Annotated in this window: 14 protein-coding genes; 7 read left to right on the top strand and 7 right to left on the bottom strand. The window is 68.3% G+C overall.

What is annotated here, in order from left to right; all coding sequences use genetic code 11:
• The first annotated feature begins 127 nt into the window (after positions 1–127).
• Positions 128–724: a PEPxxWA-CTERM sorting domain-containing protein gene (locus GON01_RS00440; protein WP_157025005.1), complete on the top strand. Its 597-nt coding sequence runs from the start codon at positions 128–130 to the stop codon at positions 722–724.
• A gap of 155 nt (positions 725–879) precedes the next feature.
• Positions 880–1,143 carry a DksA/TraR family C4-type zinc finger protein gene (locus GON01_RS00445; protein WP_157025006.1) on the top strand — a complete coding sequence of 88 codons (264 nt, stop codon included), beginning with the start codon at positions 880–882 and terminating at the stop codon, positions 1,141–1,143.
• On the opposite strand, the gene GON01_RS00450 is transcribed toward GON01_RS00445, so the two are convergent.
• The 6 genes from GON01_RS00450 to ppc form a co-directional block, all read right to left on the bottom strand.
• On the bottom strand, positions 1,106–1,639 hold the full coding sequence (locus GON01_RS00450; RefSeq protein ID WP_157025007.1) for a PEPxxWA-CTERM sorting domain-containing protein: 534 nt from the start codon (positions 1,637–1,639) through the stop codon (positions 1,106–1,108). The two genes, GON01_RS00445 and GON01_RS00450, sit on opposite strands and share 38 nt — an antisense overlap.
• 170 nt (positions 1,640–1,809) lie before the next feature.
• Positions 1,810–2,478 (bottom strand): acyl-CoA dehydrogenase family protein, encoded by a 669-nt coding sequence (locus tag GON01_RS00455; RefSeq protein WP_157025008.1) that lies wholly within the window; start codon positions 2,476–2,478, stop codon positions 1,810–1,812.
• The gene (locus tag GON01_RS00460; protein WP_157025009.1) at positions 2,475–3,623 is read right to left on the bottom strand and encodes an acyl-CoA dehydrogenase family protein; all 1,149 of its coding nucleotides are present in this window, start codon (positions 3,621–3,623) and stop codon (positions 2,475–2,477) included. The genes GON01_RS00455 and GON01_RS00460 overlap by 4 nt, the downstream gene beginning before the upstream one ends.
• Positions 3,624–4,424: a crotonase/enoyl-CoA hydratase family protein gene (locus GON01_RS00465; protein WP_157025010.1), complete on the bottom strand. Its 801-nt coding sequence runs from the start codon at positions 4,422–4,424 to the stop codon at positions 3,624–3,626.
• Positions 4,425–4,466: 42 nt separating this feature from the next.
• Entirely contained in the window at positions 4,467–4,706 is a 240-nt protein-coding gene (locus GON01_RS00470) for a hypothetical protein (RefSeq protein WP_157025011.1), read from the bottom strand.
• 76 nt (positions 4,707–4,782) lie between these two features.
• Positions 4,783–7,449 (bottom strand): phosphoenolpyruvate carboxylase, encoded by a 2,667-nt coding sequence (ppc, locus tag GON01_RS00475; RefSeq protein ID WP_157025012.1) that lies wholly within the window; start codon positions 7,447–7,449, stop codon positions 4,783–4,785.
• Between the two features lie 105 nt (positions 7,450–7,554).
• Between ppc and GON01_RS00480 the strand changes: the two genes are divergently transcribed.
• Entirely contained in the window at positions 7,555–9,978 is a 2,424-nt protein-coding gene (locus GON01_RS00480; RefSeq protein WP_198159744.1) for a membrane-bound PQQ-dependent dehydrogenase, glucose/quinate/shikimate family, read from the top strand.
• A gap of 41 nt (positions 9,979–10,019) precedes the next feature.
• Positions 10,020–12,227: a CHASE domain-containing protein gene (locus GON01_RS00485; protein ID WP_157025013.1), complete on the top strand. Its 2,208-nt coding sequence runs from the start codon at positions 10,020–10,022 to the stop codon at positions 12,225–12,227.
• Positions 12,228–12,231: 4 nt separating this feature from the next.
• Here the strand turns inward: GON01_RS00485 and GON01_RS00490 are convergent, their stop codons facing one another.
• The gene (locus tag GON01_RS00490; protein WP_181600145.1) at positions 12,232–12,951 is read right to left on the bottom strand and encodes a helix-turn-helix domain-containing protein; all 720 of its coding nucleotides are present in this window, start codon (positions 12,949–12,951) and stop codon (positions 12,232–12,234) included.
• Positions 12,952–13,081: 130 nt separating this feature from the next.
• Here GON01_RS00490 and GON01_RS00495 point away from each other — a divergent pair, with 130 nt between their 5' ends.
• From GON01_RS00495 to GON01_RS00505, 3 genes are read left to right on the top strand one after another with little or no spacing between them, the layout of a single operon-like run.
• Positions 13,082–15,106 carry a serine hydrolase domain-containing protein gene (locus tag GON01_RS00495; RefSeq protein WP_157025014.1) on the top strand — a complete coding sequence of 675 codons (2,025 nt, stop codon included), beginning with the start codon at positions 13,082–13,084 and terminating at the stop codon, positions 15,104–15,106.
• Entirely contained in the window at positions 15,106–16,116 is a 1,011-nt protein-coding gene (locus GON01_RS00500; protein WP_157025015.1) for a dipeptide epimerase, read from the top strand. The genes GON01_RS00495 and GON01_RS00500 overlap by 1 nt, the downstream gene beginning before the upstream one ends.
• On the top strand, positions 16,113–17,381 hold the full coding sequence (locus GON01_RS00505) for a peptide MFS transporter (protein WP_181600146.1): 1,269 nt from the start codon (positions 16,113–16,115) through the stop codon (positions 17,379–17,381). Before GON01_RS00500 ends, GON01_RS00505 begins: the two co-directional genes overlap by 4 nt.
• Positions 17,382–17,423: the final 42 nt, after the last annotated feature.

Consider the following 17,423-nt stretch of genomic DNA (forward strand, 5'->3'; position numbering starts at 1 on the left):
ATTGCGCCCCATATGTGCCCCAATATGGGACCGGAGAGGCAGAACGGCTGAAACGTCTAGTGCGTGCGCAACAACATAGTTAACATGGGATGACGCGAGTCGTTTTCGCGCGTTAACAGGGGGTTACATGAAAGCCAAACTTCTCCTGGCTGCGCTTGCAGCCTGCTCTTCGGCGCTTGGGTTTGAGGTGCAAGCTGCCACCGTGATCGGCGCCAAGACCATCCGAATTACAGGTCCAGCGTCCGACTACCTGCAAATCGCTGAGGTGGTCGCGAACGACTATAACGGTATCAACATTGCTCCGACTGCATCGACATCGGCATTCAGCAACTATCCGCACCCCAATCCGGTATATTACGGCCCGCAGAATCTGATCGATGGGGTAGTCAATGATCCGGACGACCTATATCATTCGGCAGGAACAGGCGCGGGTGAGTTTGCGCAACTGACCTTTGCCGCGCCTCAGAACCTCTCTAGTTTGACTCTGTTTGGTCGCGTGGTGCTCGCAACTGGTCGAAACATCTACAATGTTGAGATCCGCAATGCCGCCAACGGCCTGCTCTACAGCGGCACGCTGGACGCACGAATGGCGCCAGCGACCGTGGCGTTCGACTTGCCAGCGCCCGGAGTGCCGGAGCCCGCTACCTGGGCGATGATCCTTGGCGGTTTCGCCTGCCTGGGCACCGCATTGCGCCGTCGCAAGACAAACCTCGCGCACGCCTAACTCAAGTTGCAACTGCCTCCAGCGAGCGCCGCCGGTAGGGACACCGGCGGTGTTTCTAAGTCGGCTTCCGCGCCTTTCCGGCTCTTGGGCGCTTCTAGGATTCCGCGGCGACAAGCACCATCTGACTGATTTGCGAGCACGATGGGATTTGGACGATGGCCGGCGGTTGGGCGCCCGACGGGGCGGTGCAGGATCAGATCGACGACACTGTAAAGGACGCCGTGCTCGGCGCCCGCGCGCGGATGCCGGCCGGCGAAGGCACCGACTATTGCGAGGATTGCGGTGAGCGCATTCCCGAGCGCCGGCGCCTGGCCCTGCCCGGCGCGCGAACCTGCGTGGCGTGTCAGTCGACCCGCGATGCGGCAGTCGTGCGCGGCGGCATCAACCGGCGCGGCAGCAAGGACAGCCAGCTCCGCTGAACCGGCGCGGACGGCGGCAGGCGGCCCCCGCCAGCCCGAAGCCCGTGATCATCATCGCCCAGGCAGCCGGCTCGGGAACAGGGCTGACCAGCTGGATGCTGCTCTCGAAACCGGCCAGCGCCGCTTCGTCCGCCCTCAGCCCGATGCTGATTTCAAGCGGATAATTGTCGCGTGCGGCATTCCCCGACCATGCGAAGCTGCCGTCGATGCCGTTGCTCAGCCCGACCAGAGTCAGCGTCTGGCCGGCGGCATGCAGCGTGCAACGGGCGTTCGCGTGCACGCCGCAGCCATAGCGGATGCCGCCGTTCAGGTTGAAGAAGACGAGCGCCGACTGGAAATCGTCGGTCCGCGACAGGAAAGTGAAATCGTAAAGGGCATTGTCCCTGCCGAACGGCCGTTCGGTCGTCAGATGGACATAGCTGATCGGCTGGGCGGCAGGCGCGCCCGTGCCGACGCTCGCAAATGCGATCGCAATCGGCACGACAAGCCCGCGCATGCAATACCCCCCGATGTTTCGGTGCGTCTGGATGATGGCCGCCTTGTCCCGGCGACTCGACAAATCCAGCGATAGAATGCGCCCAGCGCATCGAATAGTAAAGGAAGTAGAAACCATCGCATGCCCCGCCGTGGGACAGGCTATAGTTAACGCTCACGTGCTGCGAGGCGTCAAATACTTCGAACGAAATCGAGCGAGTTCTGGGCGTCTGCTTGCAGCCGCGCCGACCCGAGCAAGCGATTCCAATAGCTTTCGGAGCCGTGACTCATGCGCAGCGCGTGAAGCCGGGCGGTGAAACGGTGCAACGGAAACTCGCGCGTGATGCCGATCGCGCCGTGCACGGCATGGGCGATGCCGGCGATCGTAGGAGCGGCGCTACTCGCGGCGCTCTTGGCGACAGCCGCGGCGGCAAGCGGCGGCTCCAGACCGTGCGCGCAGCTGGTCTGGGCCGCGATGCGAGTCATCATCACTTGCTCCGCCATCACCGCGAGCTGCTGCTGGATCGCCTGGAACTTGCCGATCGGCCGCCCGAATTGCTCGCGCGTGTTGGCGTGTTCGATGCTCATGTCGAGCAGCCGCTCGCCGATGCCCGCCATCTCGGCGGTCGCGATCACGGCGAGCAGTGCCCGCGACGGCGCCGGCACCGCGCGCGCGGCCATCGCTTCGGCGACCGGCGCGTCGATTGCGCGGCGCCCCAGCGCGCGCAGCAACGGCTCGATCTCACGGAGGGGCAGCTCCCGCAGCGCGTCGAGGAAGCCGGCGACATCGAGCGCCGGCATAAGCGCGTCGCCGCCCGCCGTGTCGAGCAGCCGCTCGAATGAAGCCAGCAGCTCGCTCATCGCAGGCCCAGGCCGCGCGCGATGATGCCGCGCAGGATCTCGCGTGTGCCTCCGCGCAGCGAATAGGTGGGCGCGAGCGCCAGCGCTTCGACCAGCGCCGCCCGGAGCTCGGGCGCGACCGGCTCGTCAGGATGGCTGCCCAGATCGTCGGCGATGGCGACAGGGATTGCCTGCTCGAAGCTGGTGCCGAGATCCTTGTACAGCGAGGCTTCGGTGAGCGGCCGCTCGCCGGCCGCAAGGCGGGCGGTGAGCGCGATCGACAGGGTCCTGAGCGCCGCAAGCTGCGTCGTCAGCGCGCCGACCCGCTCGACCCGCGCCTCCCCGGCACCGCTGCGCTTCAGGTGCGCGATCCAGCCGTCGAGCAGCACCGCGCTGGCCCAGATGCGTTCGGGCCCGCTCCGCTCGAAGGCGAGCTCGGCATTGACCTGGGCCCAGCCGGCGCCTTCCGTCCCCAGCAGCGCATCGGCCGGCAATTCGACGCCGTCGAAAAACACTTCGTTGAAGTCGCGGTGCCCAGTGGCGTCCTCGATGCCCCGGATCGCCACCCCCGGCGCGCGCAGGTCGACGATCAGCTGCGACAGCCCCTGCTGCCGGTCCCCGGGCGCTCCGGAGGTGCGGACCAGCGCGATCATATAGTCGCAAAGATGGGCGCTGGTGGTCCAGATCTTCTGCCCCGTCAGCCGCCAGCCCTGCTCCGTCCGTTCAGCGCGGGAACGGACCGAGGCCAGGTCAGACCCCGCGCCGGGCTCGCTCATGCCGATGCAGAAGAAGATCTCGCCGCGGCAGATGCGCGGCAGGTAGAGCTGCTTCTGCGCCTGCGTGCCGAAGCCCAGGATCAGCAGGGCGCTCTGCCGGTCCGCAATCCAGTGCAGGCCCACCGGCGCACCGGCAGCCAGCAGCTCCTCGACCACGACATAGCGCGCAAACGGCCCCCGCCCGCCGCCCCCATAGGCTGCGGGCACCGTCAGCCCGAGCAGGCCCGCTTCCGCGAGCGCCCGGCTGAACGCCGCGTCGACGCCCATCCATGATCGCACGCGATCGGTGATCGGCCGCTGCAGCACATGCTCGGCGATCAGTGCGCGGACCTTCGGCCGCAGCGCCTCGTCCTCCGCCGGAATGGAGGCAAGCTGCAGCGCGTCGAACATCTATTCGCCGGTGAAACGCGGGGCGCGCTTCTCGATGAACGCGTCGATCGCCTCGTCATTGTCGCGCGTCGCGTGCGCCAGCGACTGCATCGCGGCGGACATTTCGAGGATGTTCGCCAGCGTCGCCGTCTGCCCCTCGCGCAGCAGCCGCCTGGTCATGCGCACCGCGTGAGGCGGATTGGCGGCGATCCTGTCGGCGACCGCACGCGCCGCAGCCATGAGCTCGCCGGCCGGCACGACGCGGGAGACGAGGCCGATACGAAGAGCCTCGTCCGCGCCGATGGTTTCTCCGGTCAGCGCCAGCTCCGTCGCCCTGGAAAAGCCGACGATCCGCGGCAGCAGCCAGGCGCCGCCGTCGCCGGGCACGATCCCGATCTTCACGAAGCTTTCCGCGAATACAGCTGTTTCCGCCGCGATCCTGATATCGCACATGCAGGCGAGGTCGAGCCCGGCGCCGATCGCGGGCCCGTTGATCGCGGCGATCACCGGCACTTCGAGCGCGTGGAACAGCAGCGGGAGGCGCTGGATGCCTTCGCGATAATTGCGTCGGGTCTGGGCCGGCAGCGGCGCGCGCAGCCCGCGCCCCGCCTTCATCGCCTTCAGGTCGCCGCCCGAGGAAAAGGCGGTGCCTGCCCCGGTCAGGATCACGGCTCGCACGCCGATATCGGAATCGGCGGCGAGCAGCGCCTGCTCCAGCGCATCGATCACCAAGGGATCGGAGATCGGGTTGCGCTTGTCGGGCAGGTTGAGCGTGACGGTCAGGACGGCGCCGTTACGCGCGCAGAGGATCGGATCGGTCATGCACCCAAGCTTGCACGCCGGGGCGCGGTTGACCAGCCGCCGCTATTTCGGCGACGAATCCCGGTCGGCGCGCACATACTCGCAAACCCGCTGCCGCGATGCGAGCGTGCCCACCCGCGGGTCGATCTTCATCCGGCACACGCGCTTCATCTTCGGCCCTGCCGGCTCCGACGCAGCGGCGTTCTCGGCCTGCTCGGCGGTGGCGGCGGCTGCTGGCTCGGCCGTCGCATCGGCCGCAGCCGGCACGGCCGCCTGCAACAAGGCAATCGCAATCAACACCATGATGCTCCCCATTGTTTCCCCGGCCCTTAGACTTTCAAAACCGGCGCGGGTTCGCAAGCCCGTCGGGGACGCAAATTCAGCCGCTGTTGCGCAGCGCGGTCGCGATCGCGTTGATCGACAGCTGGATGCCCTCGGCGATGCGCGGGTCCGCCTCGCCGGCGCGGTGCCGCTTGAGCAGCTCGATCTGCAGCAGGTTGAGCGGCTCGATATAGGGCAGCCGCAGCCGGATCGAGATATCCAGGCTCGGCGTCTTTTCCAGCAAACGGGTCTGGCCGGTCACGTCCAGGAGAGCATCGCGGGTCCGGTGCCAGCCGTCGCGGATCCGCCCGAAGATCGCGTCCGCCGCGTTGCGGTCCTCCACCAGCCCCGCATAGCGCGCGGCGATGCCCATGTCGGACTTGGCGAGCACCATCTCCAGATTGGCGAGAGTCGGGGCGAAGAACGGCCAGGCCGCCGCCATCTCGCGCAGCAGCCCCTTGTCGCCGAAATCCGCCAGTGCGTGGCCGACGCCGTACCATCCCGGCAGCATCACCCGCGCCTGCGACCAGCTGAACACCCAGGGAATCGCGCGCAGATCCTCGATCGCATCGGATTTGGTGCGGCTGGACGGCCGCGAGCCGATCTTCAGCGTCGCGATCTCGGCGATCGGCGTCATCTGGCGGAAGAAGGTGCGGAACCCCTCGGTCTCGTAAACCAGGCTGCGGTAAAAGCCGAACGCGCTCTGCGACAGCTCGGCCATCGCGTCCTCGAACCGCGCCTTGTCGCGGCCGGGCAACGACGGCGGCTCGAGGCTGGCGAGCAGAGTCGCCGCCGCGATCGCTTCCAGGTTGGTCGCGGCGCTTTCCGCCGTGCCGTATTTGGCGGCGATCACCTCACCCTGTTCCGTGATGCGGATGCGTCCCTGCACGGTGCCGCTCGGCTGTCCCCGGATCGCCGCGAAGGACGAGCCCCCGCCCCGGCCGACGGCGCCCCCGCGGCCATGGAACAGCTGCATCCCCACGCCTTTGTCGGCGAACACGTCGCGCAGCGCCTCGCTCGCGCGGTACAGCGACCAGACCGAGGTCAGATAGCCGCCGTCCTTGTTGGAATCGGAATAGCCGAGCATGACCTCCTGGCGGCCCCGCTCGCGCGCCCAGTCGACCACGCCGGGCAGGCCGAACCAGTCGCGCATGATGAACGGCGCCGCCTCCAGGTCGGCGATCGTCTCGAACAGCGGCACCGCCATGATCGCCGGCGCCTTGCCCGGCGCGAACAGCCCGGCTTCCTTCAGCAGGATATGGACTTCGAGCAAATCGGAGACCGACTTGCACATCGAAACGATATAGGCGCGGATCGCGGCCGGGCCGTAGCGCGCATGCGCCTCGGCGGCGGCATGCACGATCTCCAGCTCGCTCCTGGTCTCGTCGGAATAGTCGGCGAACGGCGTCGCGAGCAGCCGCGCCGATCCGAGCTCACGCAGCAGCAGCGCCACGCGGGCCGGCTCATCGAGCGCGGCATAGTTCGCCTCGACGCCTGCGCGCGCAAGCAGCTCGCCGATGACGCGCTCGTGCACCGCGCTGTTCTGGCGCAGGTCGAGCGTCGCCATGTGGAAGCCGAACGTCTCGACGCCGCGGATCAGCCGCCCGAGCGGCCCCGGCCCGGCGAGCGGTCCGCCCTGCCCGCCGATCGAGCGGCCGAGCACGCGCAGATCGGCGACCAATGCTTCCGGTGCCGCATAGGGGTCGCCCGCGATCCGGGTGGGGCGCGGCGGCGCGTGCCCGGTCAGCGCTTCGAAGGTGGCGCCCAGCCGTGCATAGATGCCGGAAATCGCGCGTCGATAGGGCTCGTCGATCCGCGCCGCCGCTTCGTCATGGCTGGCCTCCGCCAGCGCGATCACTCCCGGCTCGACGTCGGCGAGGGTGGACGAGACCGACAGCTGGCCGCCCAGCGCGTGCAGCCGGTCAAGATAATGGGCGATCGCCGTCTCCGCCCCGCGCGACAAGGCGAGCCGCAGCGCGTCGGCCGTGACGAACGGATTGCCGTCGCGGTCGCCGCCGATCCACGAGCCCGGGCGCACGAAGCTGGGCGGGCGGAAGCCGAGAGCGCGCTCCCAGCGTGCGTAGAGCGAGGGCAGCACCGGCAGGAACACGTCCTGGAAATAGGTGCGCGCGGTCTCGACCTCGTCCGCCACATAGAGCCGCTCGCGCCTGATCGGCCGGGTCTGCCACAGAAGCGCGATCTGCCGCTCGATCGCGAGTTCGACCGGCTCGCCTTCGGACGTCTCTTCCGCCCCGGTGTCGCGCAGCCGCATCAGCTCGGCAATGCGGTTGCGATGGTCGATCACGCTCTTGCGCCGCACTTCGGTGGGATGCGCGGTCAGCACCGGCGCGATCAGCGCGTCCTTCAGCAATTCGGCGATCGCGTCCTCGCCAATGCCCTCCCCGCGCAGCTTCTCGACCGCGTGCGCGAGGTCGGCCTCGGGCTCGGCGGCGACGCCCTGCCGGTCCTCGGCCAGGTTCGCGAGCATCGAGAACAGCATGAAGCCGCGCACGAAAGCGAGCGTGTCGTCGAGGCTGAGCGCGTCGAGCCCCGGATCGATCGACTCCGCGTCGGCCAGCCCGCGCGCCCGGTCCACCGACGCCGAACGGATATATTCGGTCCGCCGATAGAGCGCGTCGCCGCCGTAATGCCGGATCACCTGTCCCAGCAGCCGCCCGAGGAAGCGAATGTCCGGATTCTGCGAAATGGGCTGCGGTTCGGCCATGACTCTCTCGCTGGTTTCTCTCCACGCATAACCCGGTTGCGCCGGCGCGCGAACCATTTCGCGCCCGCCGTGTTTAACCTGGGTTCGTAAAATCGGGAGCGAGCCATGGCGACGCAGCAGCAGGCAGGCGACAATGCGGCGCGGCCCGGACGATCGCTGCTGCTTGCGGTCATGGCCGCGATCCTGGCGCTGCTCGGCATCGTGCTCGGCATCGGCGGCATCTGGCTCGCGGTGCTGGGCGGGAGCCTCTACTACCTGATCGCTGCGCTCGCGCTGATCGGCTGCGCGGTGTTGCTGTGGCAGCGGCGGCCCGCCGCCCTGTGGCTCTATGCGCTGCTTCTGGTCGGGACGATGATCTGGGCCCTCGCCGAGGTCGGGCTGGACTTCTGGCAGCTCGCCCCGCGCGGCGACCTGCTCGTTATCCTTGGCGTCGTGCTGGTGCTGCCATGGATCGTCCGGCGGCTGGCGGCGAGCGGCCGCTGGCCCGGCCCCGCCTGGCCGCTGGTGGTGGCGCTCGGCGTCGCGGGTCTGGTCGCGCTGATCTCCGCTTTCCAGAACCGCCACGACCTGCACGGCACGCTGCCCGGCCCGCGCGCAACGCTGGCGGCGAGCCTGTACGGCAACGTGCCGCAGCAGGACTGGACCGCCTATGGCCGCTCATGGCGCGGCGATCGCTGGTCGCCACTGAACCAGATCCGGCCCGACAATGTCGGCAAGCTCCAAAAGGCATGGGAATTCCACACCGGCGACCTGCAGCGCGCGAGCGATCCGGACGAATTCACCTACGAAGTCACGCCGATCAAGGTCGGCGGGCTGGTCTATCTCTGCTCGCCGCACAACATCGTCTTCGCCCTCGATGCGGAGACGGGAAAGCAGGTCTGGCGCTTCGATCCGCACATCACCGCCAGCAAGGAAATGCAGCACCTGACTTGCCGCGGCGTGTCCTATGCCGCGGCCCCGGGGCCGAACGGCGAATGCCCGGAGCGGATCCTGATGGGCACCAACGACGCCAGGCTGATCGCGCTCGATGCCAGGACCGGTCAGCCCTGCCGCAGCTTCGGCAGCGGCGGCCAGGTCAATCTGTGGCCCGGCGCGCCCGAATGGCAGCGCGGCTGGTGGCAGGTCACGTCTCCGCCGGTGATCGCCGGCAATCTGGCGATCCTGGGCGGCGCGGTCTATGACAACAAATCGACCTTCATGCCGTCAGGCGTGATCCGCGCCTATGACGTCGTCACCGGCAAGCCTGCATGGAGCTTCGACCCCGGCAACCCGAACGACACCGCGCCGCAGCCGCCGGGCACCGGCCGCTACGTACCGTCGACGCCGAACAGCTGGATGGTCGGAGCAGCCGACGAGGCGCTCGGGCTCGTCTATGTGCCGACCGGCATGGCGGCGATCGACCAATGGGGCGGCCGCCGCTCTCCCGAGACGGAGCGCTTCTCCTCGGCGATCATCGCGCTCGATATCGCCACCGGCAAGCCGCGCTGGGTGTACCAGACGGTGCACCACGACCTCTGGGACATGGACGTGCCGGCCCAGCCGGCGCTGGTCGACCTCGAGCTGCCGGGCCGGGGTCGGGTGCCGGCGCTGGTCCAGTCGACCAAGACTGGCAACATCTTCGTGCTTGACCGCCGCACCGGGCAGCCGGTCTTTCCGGTCGAGGAGCGGCCGGTGCCGGGCGACCCCGCGGCCGGTGACCGGCTGTCGCCGACCCAGCCCTTCTCCAGCGTCAGCTTCATGCCGGACTGGCGCGTCACGGAAGCAGACATGTGGGGCGCGACGATGCTGGACCAGCTTGCCTGCCGGATCACGTTCCGCGGCCTGCGCTACGAAAGCCCGTTCACGCCGCCCTCGACCACGGGATCGCTGGTCTTCCCGGGCAATTTCGGCGTGATGGATTGGGGCGGGATGGCGATCGATCCGGTCCGCATGGTGGCCTTTGCCCATCCCAATTACATGGCGTTCGTCGATCGGCTGATTCCGCAAAAGCCCGCGCCGGCGCCGGAGCGGCAGGGGGAGACGGGCCCGGCCAGCGGCTCCGACATGAAGGGTTCGGACGTGAAGGGCTTCAACCCGAATTACGGCGCGCCGTTCGCGGTCGCGCTGAACCCGTTCCTGTCGCTGATCGGCCTCCCCTGCCAGGCCCCGCCCTGGGGCTATGTCGCCGGCCTCGACCTCGTGTCCGGCAAGGTGATCTGGCAGCACCGCAACGGCACGATCCGCGACCAGAGCCCGATCCCGCTGCCGTTCAAGATGGGCGTGCCCTCGCTCGGCGGACCGATGGTCACCGCGGGCGGGATCGCCTTCATGGGATCGGCGCTCGATTATTACCTCCGCGCCTACGACACCGCGACCGGCAACGTGTTGTGGAAGGCACGGCTGCCGGCTGGCGGCCAGGCGACGCCGATGAGCTACTGGTCCGCAGCCAGCGGCCGGCAGTTCGTGGTGATCGCGGCGGGCGGCCACGGAACCCTTGGCACCAAGGCGGGCGACGCCATCGTTGCCTATGCGCTGCCGAAGGGAAGCTGACCGCGACTGGACAGATGCGCCCCGCATGATACGCGGGGGCGATGCAGCGCAGCCGCCGCGACCTGATCCCGTTGCTGGTCTTCCTGCTCGGCTTCGCGGCGTCCATTGCGGCGGCGGCCGTGGTGTCGCACGCGGAATCCGCGCGCCGCGCCGCCCGATTCGAAGTCCTGGCCGACAATGCGGTGAGCGCGATCCGCGCGCGGATGTTGTCGCAGTTGACACTGCTTCGCGCGACCGCCGGCTTCTTCAAGGCCTCCGACGATGTACGGCCCGACGAGTTCCGCAACTTCGTCGACCGGTTGCGGCTGAGCGGCTATTATGCGGGCGTGCTTGGCATGGGCTATGCCCAATATCTGCCCGACCGGGCCAGCGTCGTCGCTTTCGAACGCGAGGTACGGGCCCAGGAATTTCCGGATTTCCGCGTCTGGCCCGAAGGCGCGCGCCGCGGCTATTCCGCCATCCGCTACCTGGAGCCGCTCGACCGTCGCAACCGTGCGGCGATCGGCTACGACATGCTGAGCGAGCCGACCCGCCGCGCGGCCATGACCCAGGCCCTGTCATCGGACGAGGCACGCGTCAGCGGCCGCGTCCGGCTGGTGCAGGAGATCGATCCGGTGAAGCAGCCGGGCTTTCTGATCTATCTGGCCCTGTTCGACGGCGAAGGCGCCGCGCGAAAGCTGCGCGGCTGGGTCTATAGCCCGTTGCGCGCCTATGACCTGTTCGACGCCACTTTCGCCGGCAGCGACCTGTCGCAACTGACAGTCGAGGTGTTCGACATCGAGGCTGCCGAGCAGCGGCTGCTCTATCGCTCCGGGCCGGTCCAGCGGCACGCTTCGGTGCAGCGCGTCCGCCGGATCGAGACGGGCGGGCGGACCTGGATCGTCCGCCTGACCTCGACGCCGCGGTTCGACGGCGCGCAGAGTTTCCAGCTCGAAGCGCTCGTCGCGGGCGCGGGCGCGCTGATCAGCCTGCTGATCGCGATCCTGATGTTCCAGCAGCGGCGGGCCGCGGCACGGACCGAGCAGGAAGTCGAGCTCAGGACCGCCGAACTCCGCGACGCCAACACCCGCCTCGTCAGCGAAGGGCAGGCGCGCGCCGAGGCCGAGGCGCAGGTCCGCCAGATGCAGAAGATGGAGGCGATCGGACAGCTGACCGGCGGCATCGCGCACGATTTCAACAATATGCTCGCGATCATCCTCGGAAATCTTGACCTCGCCGAGCGGCGCGTGGCGGAGCCGGAACGGGCGTGCACCGCGATCGGCAACGCCCGCGAAGGCGCGATCCGCGCCGCCCAGCTGACTCAGCGGCTGCTTGCCTTCGGCCGCCGCCAGTCGCTCGCTCCGCGCGTCGTCGACGCCAATGCGCTGATCCTCGGCATGGCCGAGCTGATGCGCCGCGCGCTCGGCAAGGAAGTCCGGTTGGAAACTGTGCTCGCCGAAGATCTCTGGCGCTGCTTCGTCGACGCGGTGCAGCTGGAGAGCGCGATCCTCAATCTCGCGATCAATGCCCGGGATGCGATGCCTGGCGGCGGCGCGGTGACGATCGCGACGGCCAATCTGCGCCGCAGCTCCGCGGCGCAGACTGATGCGGGCCAGGGCAGCGACTTCGTCTCGATCAGCGTTCGCGACACCGGACACGGCATGTCAGAGGACGTGGCCGCCCGCGCCTTCGAGCCGTTCTTCACGACCAAGGATGTCGGCCGCGGCACGGGGCTCGGCCTCAGCCAGGTTTACGGCTTCGTGAGCCAGTCCGGCGGCACGCTGGAACTCACCTCGGCGCCCGACCGGGGGACGACCGTCGTGATCCTCCTTCCCCGCGACCGACGGGAGGAGACGGCATCGCCGGAGCCCGTCGCGAAGAACGTGCGTGTGCCGACCGCCCGTCCCGACGAAGCGATCCTGCTGGTCGAGGACGAGGACCAGGTTCGCCGGATGAGCGCCGAGACGCTCCGGGAGCTCGGCTACACGGTGATCGAGGCGTCGGGCGGTGAGGAAGCGCTGGCGCTGCTGGACCGCCACCCGGAGGTGGCGCTGCTGTTCACCGATCTCGTCATGCCGGGCATGAACGGGCGCCGCCTGGCGACGCTGGTGCGGGAGCGGCGTCCGGAGCTGCCCGTCGTGTACGCGACCGGCTATGCGCCCGAGGAAATGCTGGAAGCGTCGGCCGGCGACGCCGGCACGCCGACGCTGCGCAAGCCGTTCGAGACCGCCGATCTTGCCCGGGCGATGCGGCAGGCGCTCGACCGCTGAGCGATCAGGCGGCGGCCGCTTTCCGGCGACCGCCGCGGCCGGTGACGCGGCGGTCGCGCGGCTGGGCCGCCTGCCCGCTCGCTACCTGCAGCTGCTCGCTCTTCTTTTCCTCGTGCATGCCGAGCAGCGACTGCATCAGCTCCTCGTCGGCGCTGGACATGACCGCCAGCACTTCAGCCTCGTCGCACCCTTCGGCGGCCAGATAGGCATGGCCCATGTTCGAATCGATGTAGATCGACTGGCCCTCTTCCAGCGTCACCGGATCGTAGAACTCGGTCGCGACGATGATCCGGCCCTTCAGCACATAGACGAACTCCTCGCCGGCATGGCGGACGAGCTCGCCGAACTGCTCCGCCGTCTTCGCGCGGATCTTGGAGATCACCGGGATCATCCGCTTCCGCCGAAGCTCCGTGCAGAGATAGTAATAATCGTAATTGGGCGTCTCAACGCGGACCGACCGCGCCATGTCGCCCAGGCTGCGGCGCGCCGTCACCGGCTGCGACGCGTCGTCGTCCGTCTCCGCGAACAGCTCGGACATGCGCATGCCGAGCCGCTGGCTCAGCTGGTAGAGCTTGTCATAGGTGAGCGTCAGCCGGTCATGCTCGACCTTGGACAGGGTTGAGATAGGAATTCCGCTTTCCTCGCTCATCTGCTTGAGCGTCCAATTATTGCGGCTCCTGAGCCCGCGCAGCAGCGCGCCTAGGGTCGGGACGGGCGATGCCACGAAACCACTTCTCCTGATTATTGACCAATTTTCTGATTAGGATAAGACATCCCAATCAGAACATATTTCGGCCGATACTACTTGCAGGCCGGGTCGGGAGCAATCCCATGGGGAGAGCGGGAGCAAAATCATGAGGACGATCAAGTCGATAACGGCCGGCGTGCTGGCCCTGGCGGCGACCGTCGCGCTGGCGCAGCAGGGGCAGAAACTGGCGCCTACCCTCGCTCCCACCGAGTCGGCCCAGATCGCGCCGGCGCCGCCGGTGACGCCGCCGCCGCAGCCGGGCGGCCATGCGCTGACCAAGGTGGACGTCGACGCCTGGCTCGACGGCTACATGCCCTACGCGCTCCATTCGGGCGATATTCCGGGCGCGGTCGTTACGATCGTGAAGGACGGGCAAATCGTCACCGCGCGCGGCTTCGGCTATGCCGACGTCGCCAAGCGCACGCCGGTCGATCCGGCCAAAACGCTGTTCCGTCCCGGCTCGGTCTCCAAGCTGGTCACCTGGACGGCGGTGATGCAACTGGTCGAGGCGGGCAAGCTGGACCTCGACCGCGACGTCAATGCCTATCTCGATTTCAAGATCCCGCCACGGAAGGGCCAGCCGGCGACGCTGCGCGAGATCATGACCCACACTGCGGGTTTCGAGGAGCACGCGAAGGACATCATCTTCTACGACGCAGATCATCTGAAGTCGCTGGAGCAATATCTGAAGTCCTCGGCTCCGGAGCGGATCTACGACGCCGGGACCACGCCCGCCTATTCCAACTGGGCGACGGCGCTGGCGGGCTATATCGTCCAGCGCGTGTCGGGCGAGCCGTTCGACGACTATGTCGAGCGCCACATCTTCGCGCCGCTGGGCATGACGGATTCGACCTTCCGCCAGCCGCTCCCGGCGCGTCTCGTGCCGCAGATGGCGACCGGCTATGCCAAGCCCGGTAAGGCGGACAAATTCGAGATCGTCGGCCCGGCCCCCGCCGGGTCGCTGTCGGCGCCCGGTATCGACATGGCCAGGTTCATGCTCGCCCATCTTCAGGGCGGCGAGCTGAACGGAAAGCGCATCCTGTCGGCCCAGACCGCCGCGACGATGCACAACAGTCCGCTCGCCAGGGTGAACCCCTATTCGCTGATCCCGCCGCTGAACCGGATGGAGCTCGGCTTTTTCGAGACGAATATCAACGGCCGCGAAGTGATCGGCCATCTCGGCGACACCTCGGCGTTCCACACCTCGCTGCACCTGTTCATCAATGACGGCGTCGGGCTCTACGTCTCGTTCAACAGCCCGGGCAAGCAGGGCGCGGTGGGGGCGCTGCGCGGCGCGCTGTTCCAGGATTTCGCCGACCGCTATTTCCCGTCCACGACAAAGGACGGGCAGGTCGACCAGAAGACCGCGGCCGAACATGCCCGGATGATGGCGGGCGTGTGGGAAAACAGCCGCCGGTCCGAATCGAGCTTCCTGAAGGCGATCGGCCTGTTCGGCCAGACCAAGGTGACGGTCGGCCCGAAGGGTGAACTGGTCGTGCCTGAGCTGAAGGGCCTGAACGGACGGGTCCGCGAATGGGTCGAGATCGCCCCGTTCGTCTGGCGCGAAAAGGGCGGCCATGAGCGGCTGGCGGCGAAAGTGGTCGACGGCAAGGTCGTCCGCTGGAGCTTCGACATGATTTCGCCCTTCATGGTCTTCGACCGGGTCCCGGCAAGCCTGTCCTCCGCCTGGATCCTGCCGGCGCTGTACCTCAGCATCGCCGTGCTGCTGCTGACCTTCCTGTACTGGCCGGTCGCCTGGGCGATCCGTCGCCGCTACAAGGCGCCGGTCGGCGTCAGCGGCCGCGCCCTTCAGGCCTATCGTGCGACGCGGATCATGGCCGGCCTCGATCTCGCGGTGCTGATCGGCTGGCTGGTTGTGATCTCGATGCTGTTCAGCAGTCTGGAGAACCTCGCCGGCGCGTTCGATTTCTGGCTGTGGCTGCTTCAGATCGCCGGCGCGATCATCTTCGTAGGCGCCGTGCTGATCAGCGGCTGGAACCTGTGGCTGACTTGGCGCGACGGCCGCCGCTGGACGCGCAAGCTGTGGAGCCTGCTCGTCTTCCTGTCGACGCTGCTGGTGCTCTACGTCGCCATCGCCTTCCGGCTGATCGCGATGACCGTGAGCTACTGATGCCGGCGCTGTCGCTCGACATCCGCACCGAGACGCTGCGGCTGGCCGCTCCCTTCCGCATCTCGGGCTATGTGTTCGAGACGTCGGACGTGGTGGTCGTCACGTTGAGCGACGGCGAGCACCGCGGCCGCGGCGAAGCCTCCGGCGTCTATTATACCGGCGACGACGTGCCGGCGATGGTCGCGGCGCTGGAGGCTGCCCGCCCGGCGATCGAGGCCGGGCCGGGCCGGCAGGAGCTGCGCGGGCTGCTGCCGCCCGGGGGCGCGCGCAACGCCGTCGACTGCGCGCTGTGGGAGCTGGAGGCCGCCCGCGCCGGCCTGCCGGTCTGGCAGCTCGCGGGCCTGCAGTCGCCACGGCCGCTCCGCACCACCTTCACGCTCGGCGCCGGCAGCCCCGCGACGATGGCGGAGGGCGCGCGGCGCTATGCCGAAGCGCGCTCCATCAAGATCAAGCTGACCGGTGAGCTCGATCTCGACATCGAGCGGGTGCGCGCGATCCGCGCCGCCCGGCCGGACGCCTGGCTGGGCGTCGACGGAAACCAGGGCTTCGCGATCGGCCAGCTCGATGCGCTCGTCGCGGCGATGCAGGCGCTGGGCGTGTCGCTGATCGAACAGCCGATCGCGCGCGGGCGCGAGGCCGACCTGCAGGGCTATCGCTCGCCGATCCCGATCGCGGGCGACGAGAGCATCCTTTCGCTGGCAGACGTGGCCGGCGCGGTCGGCCGGTTCGACGTGATCAACATCAAGCTCGACAAATGCGGCGGCCTGACAGAGGGCCTGATGATGGCCGAGGAGGCTAGGCGGCTTGGCCTGGGCGTGATGGTCGGCAACATGGTCGGCACCAGTCTCGCGATGGCCCCAGCGTTCGTGCTCGGCCAGCTTTGCGACCTGGTCGATCTCGATGGACCCACGTTCCTGACCAGGGATTGCTCGCCGGCGGTTGATTATCGCGACGGCGACATCTGGGCCGGGCCGGAGGTCTGGGGCGGCGCGCCGGCGAAGGTGGCGTGAGCGGCGAGCGTGCATGGTTCGGGCAGCCGCCCGGCCTCACCATCCTCTTCCTCACCAACATGTGGGAACAATTCTCCTATTTCGGCATGCGGGCGCTCTTGGTCTATTACATGACCAAGCAGCTGATGATCGGCCAGGGGAGCTCCTCGGTCATCTACGGGGCGTACACCGCCTGCGCCTATTTCACGCCGATCGTGGGCGGGGTCGTCGCCGACCGGCTGCTCGGCAAAAGGCGGGCGATCATCACCGGCGGCAGCATCATGGCCGCCGGCCATTTCATGATGGCGTTCGAGCCGCTTTTCTATCCGGCGCTGGCAACGATCGCGATCGGCAACGGCCTGTTCCTGCCGAGCCTGCCAAGCCAGATCGACGACCTTTACGAGCCCGGTGACCCGCGCGTCGGCTGGGCGTACAACGTCTATTATGTCGGCGTGAACATCGGCGGATTCCTCGCGCCGCTGATCTGCGGCACGCTGGGCGAGCTGTACGGCTGGCATTACGGCTTCGGCGCGGCCGGGATCGGCATGGTGCTGGGCCTGCTGATCTATCTGGGTGGCAGACGCTACCTTCCGGCCCAGGAGCGGCGGGTAACGGCGGCGGAACCAACGGGAAGGTTCGAGCGGCGGACGGTGCTGGTGCTGGCCGGCATCGCCCTGTCCGTCACTGTGTTCCGCGGCGCCTATGAGCAGGTCGGCAACACCGTCGCGCTGTGGGCCGATGCCGGCATCGACCGGGCAGCCGGCGCCTTCACCATCCCGATGACGTGGTTCCAGTCGCTGAACCCGCTGCTGGTGATGCTGATGACGCCGCCCCTGCTCCGCTATTGGCGGCAGCGTTCGGAGGGAGGACGTCGGGAGGCGCCGGCGCGCAAGATGGCGACGGGCGCGCTGATGGTCGGCGGCGCCTATCTGCTGCTTGCCGCAGTCGCGCTGCTAGCGGACGGCCGCGCCGCCTGGGGCTGGCTGGTGCTGTTCTTCGCGGTGTTCACCTTCGGCGAGCTGTTCATCCTGCCGACCGGCCTGGGCCTGTTCGCGCGGCTGGCGCCTGAGGGCCTCGGCGCGACCACGGTCGCCGCCTGGTACGTCACGATCTTCAGTGGCAGCCTGGCCGCCGGGCTGGTCGGCACGCTGTGGAGCCGGATGGGGCACGCCGCCTATTTCGCGCTGCTGGCGGCGATCGCGGCCGTCGCGGCGCTGCTGCTGCGCACGCTCAACCGGCCGCTGACGGGGCTGCTGGCGGCACATCAAACAGGGAGGACGGAATGACGGGAGTCGATCGACGATCGCTTCTGGGTGCTGCGATAGCGG

Source organism: Sphingomonas horti (assembly GCF_009753715.1).
Classification (GTDB): Bacteria; Pseudomonadota; Alphaproteobacteria; order Sphingomonadales; family Sphingomonadaceae; genus Sphingomonas_B; species Sphingomonas_B horti.

What these genes read in the sequence shown, in the direction of transcription:
- GON01_RS00440 (WP_157025005.1), top strand. Translation starts at nt 128, where the DNA reads ATGAAAGCCAAACTTCTCCTGGCTGCGCTTGCAGCCTGCTCTTCGGCG.
- GON01_RS00445 (WP_157025006.1), top strand. Translation starts at nt 880, where the DNA reads ATGGCCGGCGGTTGGGCGCCCGACGGGGCGGTGCAGGATCAGATCGAC.
- GON01_RS00450 (WP_157025007.1), bottom strand. Translation starts at nt 1,639, where the DNA reads ATGCGCGGGCTTGTCGTGCCGATTGCGATCGCATTTGCGAGCGTCGGC.
- GON01_RS00455 (WP_157025008.1), bottom strand. Translation starts at nt 2,478, where the DNA reads ATGAGCGAGCTGCTGGCTTCATTCGAGCGGCTGCTCGACACGGCGGGC.
- GON01_RS00460 (WP_157025009.1), bottom strand. Translation starts at nt 3,623, where the DNA reads ATGTTCGACGCGCTGCAGCTTGCCTCCATTCCGGCGGAGGACGAGGCG.
- GON01_RS00465 (WP_157025010.1), bottom strand. Translation starts at nt 4,424, where the DNA reads ATGACCGATCCGATCCTCTGCGCGCGTAACGGCGCCGTCCTGACCGTC.
- GON01_RS00470 (WP_157025011.1), bottom strand. Translation starts at nt 4,706, where the DNA reads ATGGTGTTGATTGCGATTGCCTTGTTGCAGGCGGCCGTGCCGGCTGCG.
- ppc (WP_157025012.1), bottom strand. Translation starts at nt 7,449, where the DNA reads ATGGCCGAACCGCAGCCCATTTCGCAGAATCCGGACATTCGCTTCCTC.
- GON01_RS00480 (WP_198159744.1), top strand. Translation starts at nt 7,555, where the DNA reads ATGGCGACGCAGCAGCAGGCAGGCGACAATGCGGCGCGGCCCGGACGA.
- GON01_RS00485 (WP_157025013.1), top strand. Translation starts at nt 10,020, where the DNA reads ATGCAGCGCAGCCGCCGCGACCTGATCCCGTTGCTGGTCTTCCTGCTC.
- GON01_RS00495 (WP_157025014.1), top strand. Translation starts at nt 13,082, where the DNA reads ATGAGGACGATCAAGTCGATAACGGCCGGCGTGCTGGCCCTGGCGGCG.
- GON01_RS00500 (WP_157025015.1), top strand. Translation starts at nt 15,106, where the DNA reads ATGCCGGCGCTGTCGCTCGACATCCGCACCGAGACGCTGCGGCTGGCC.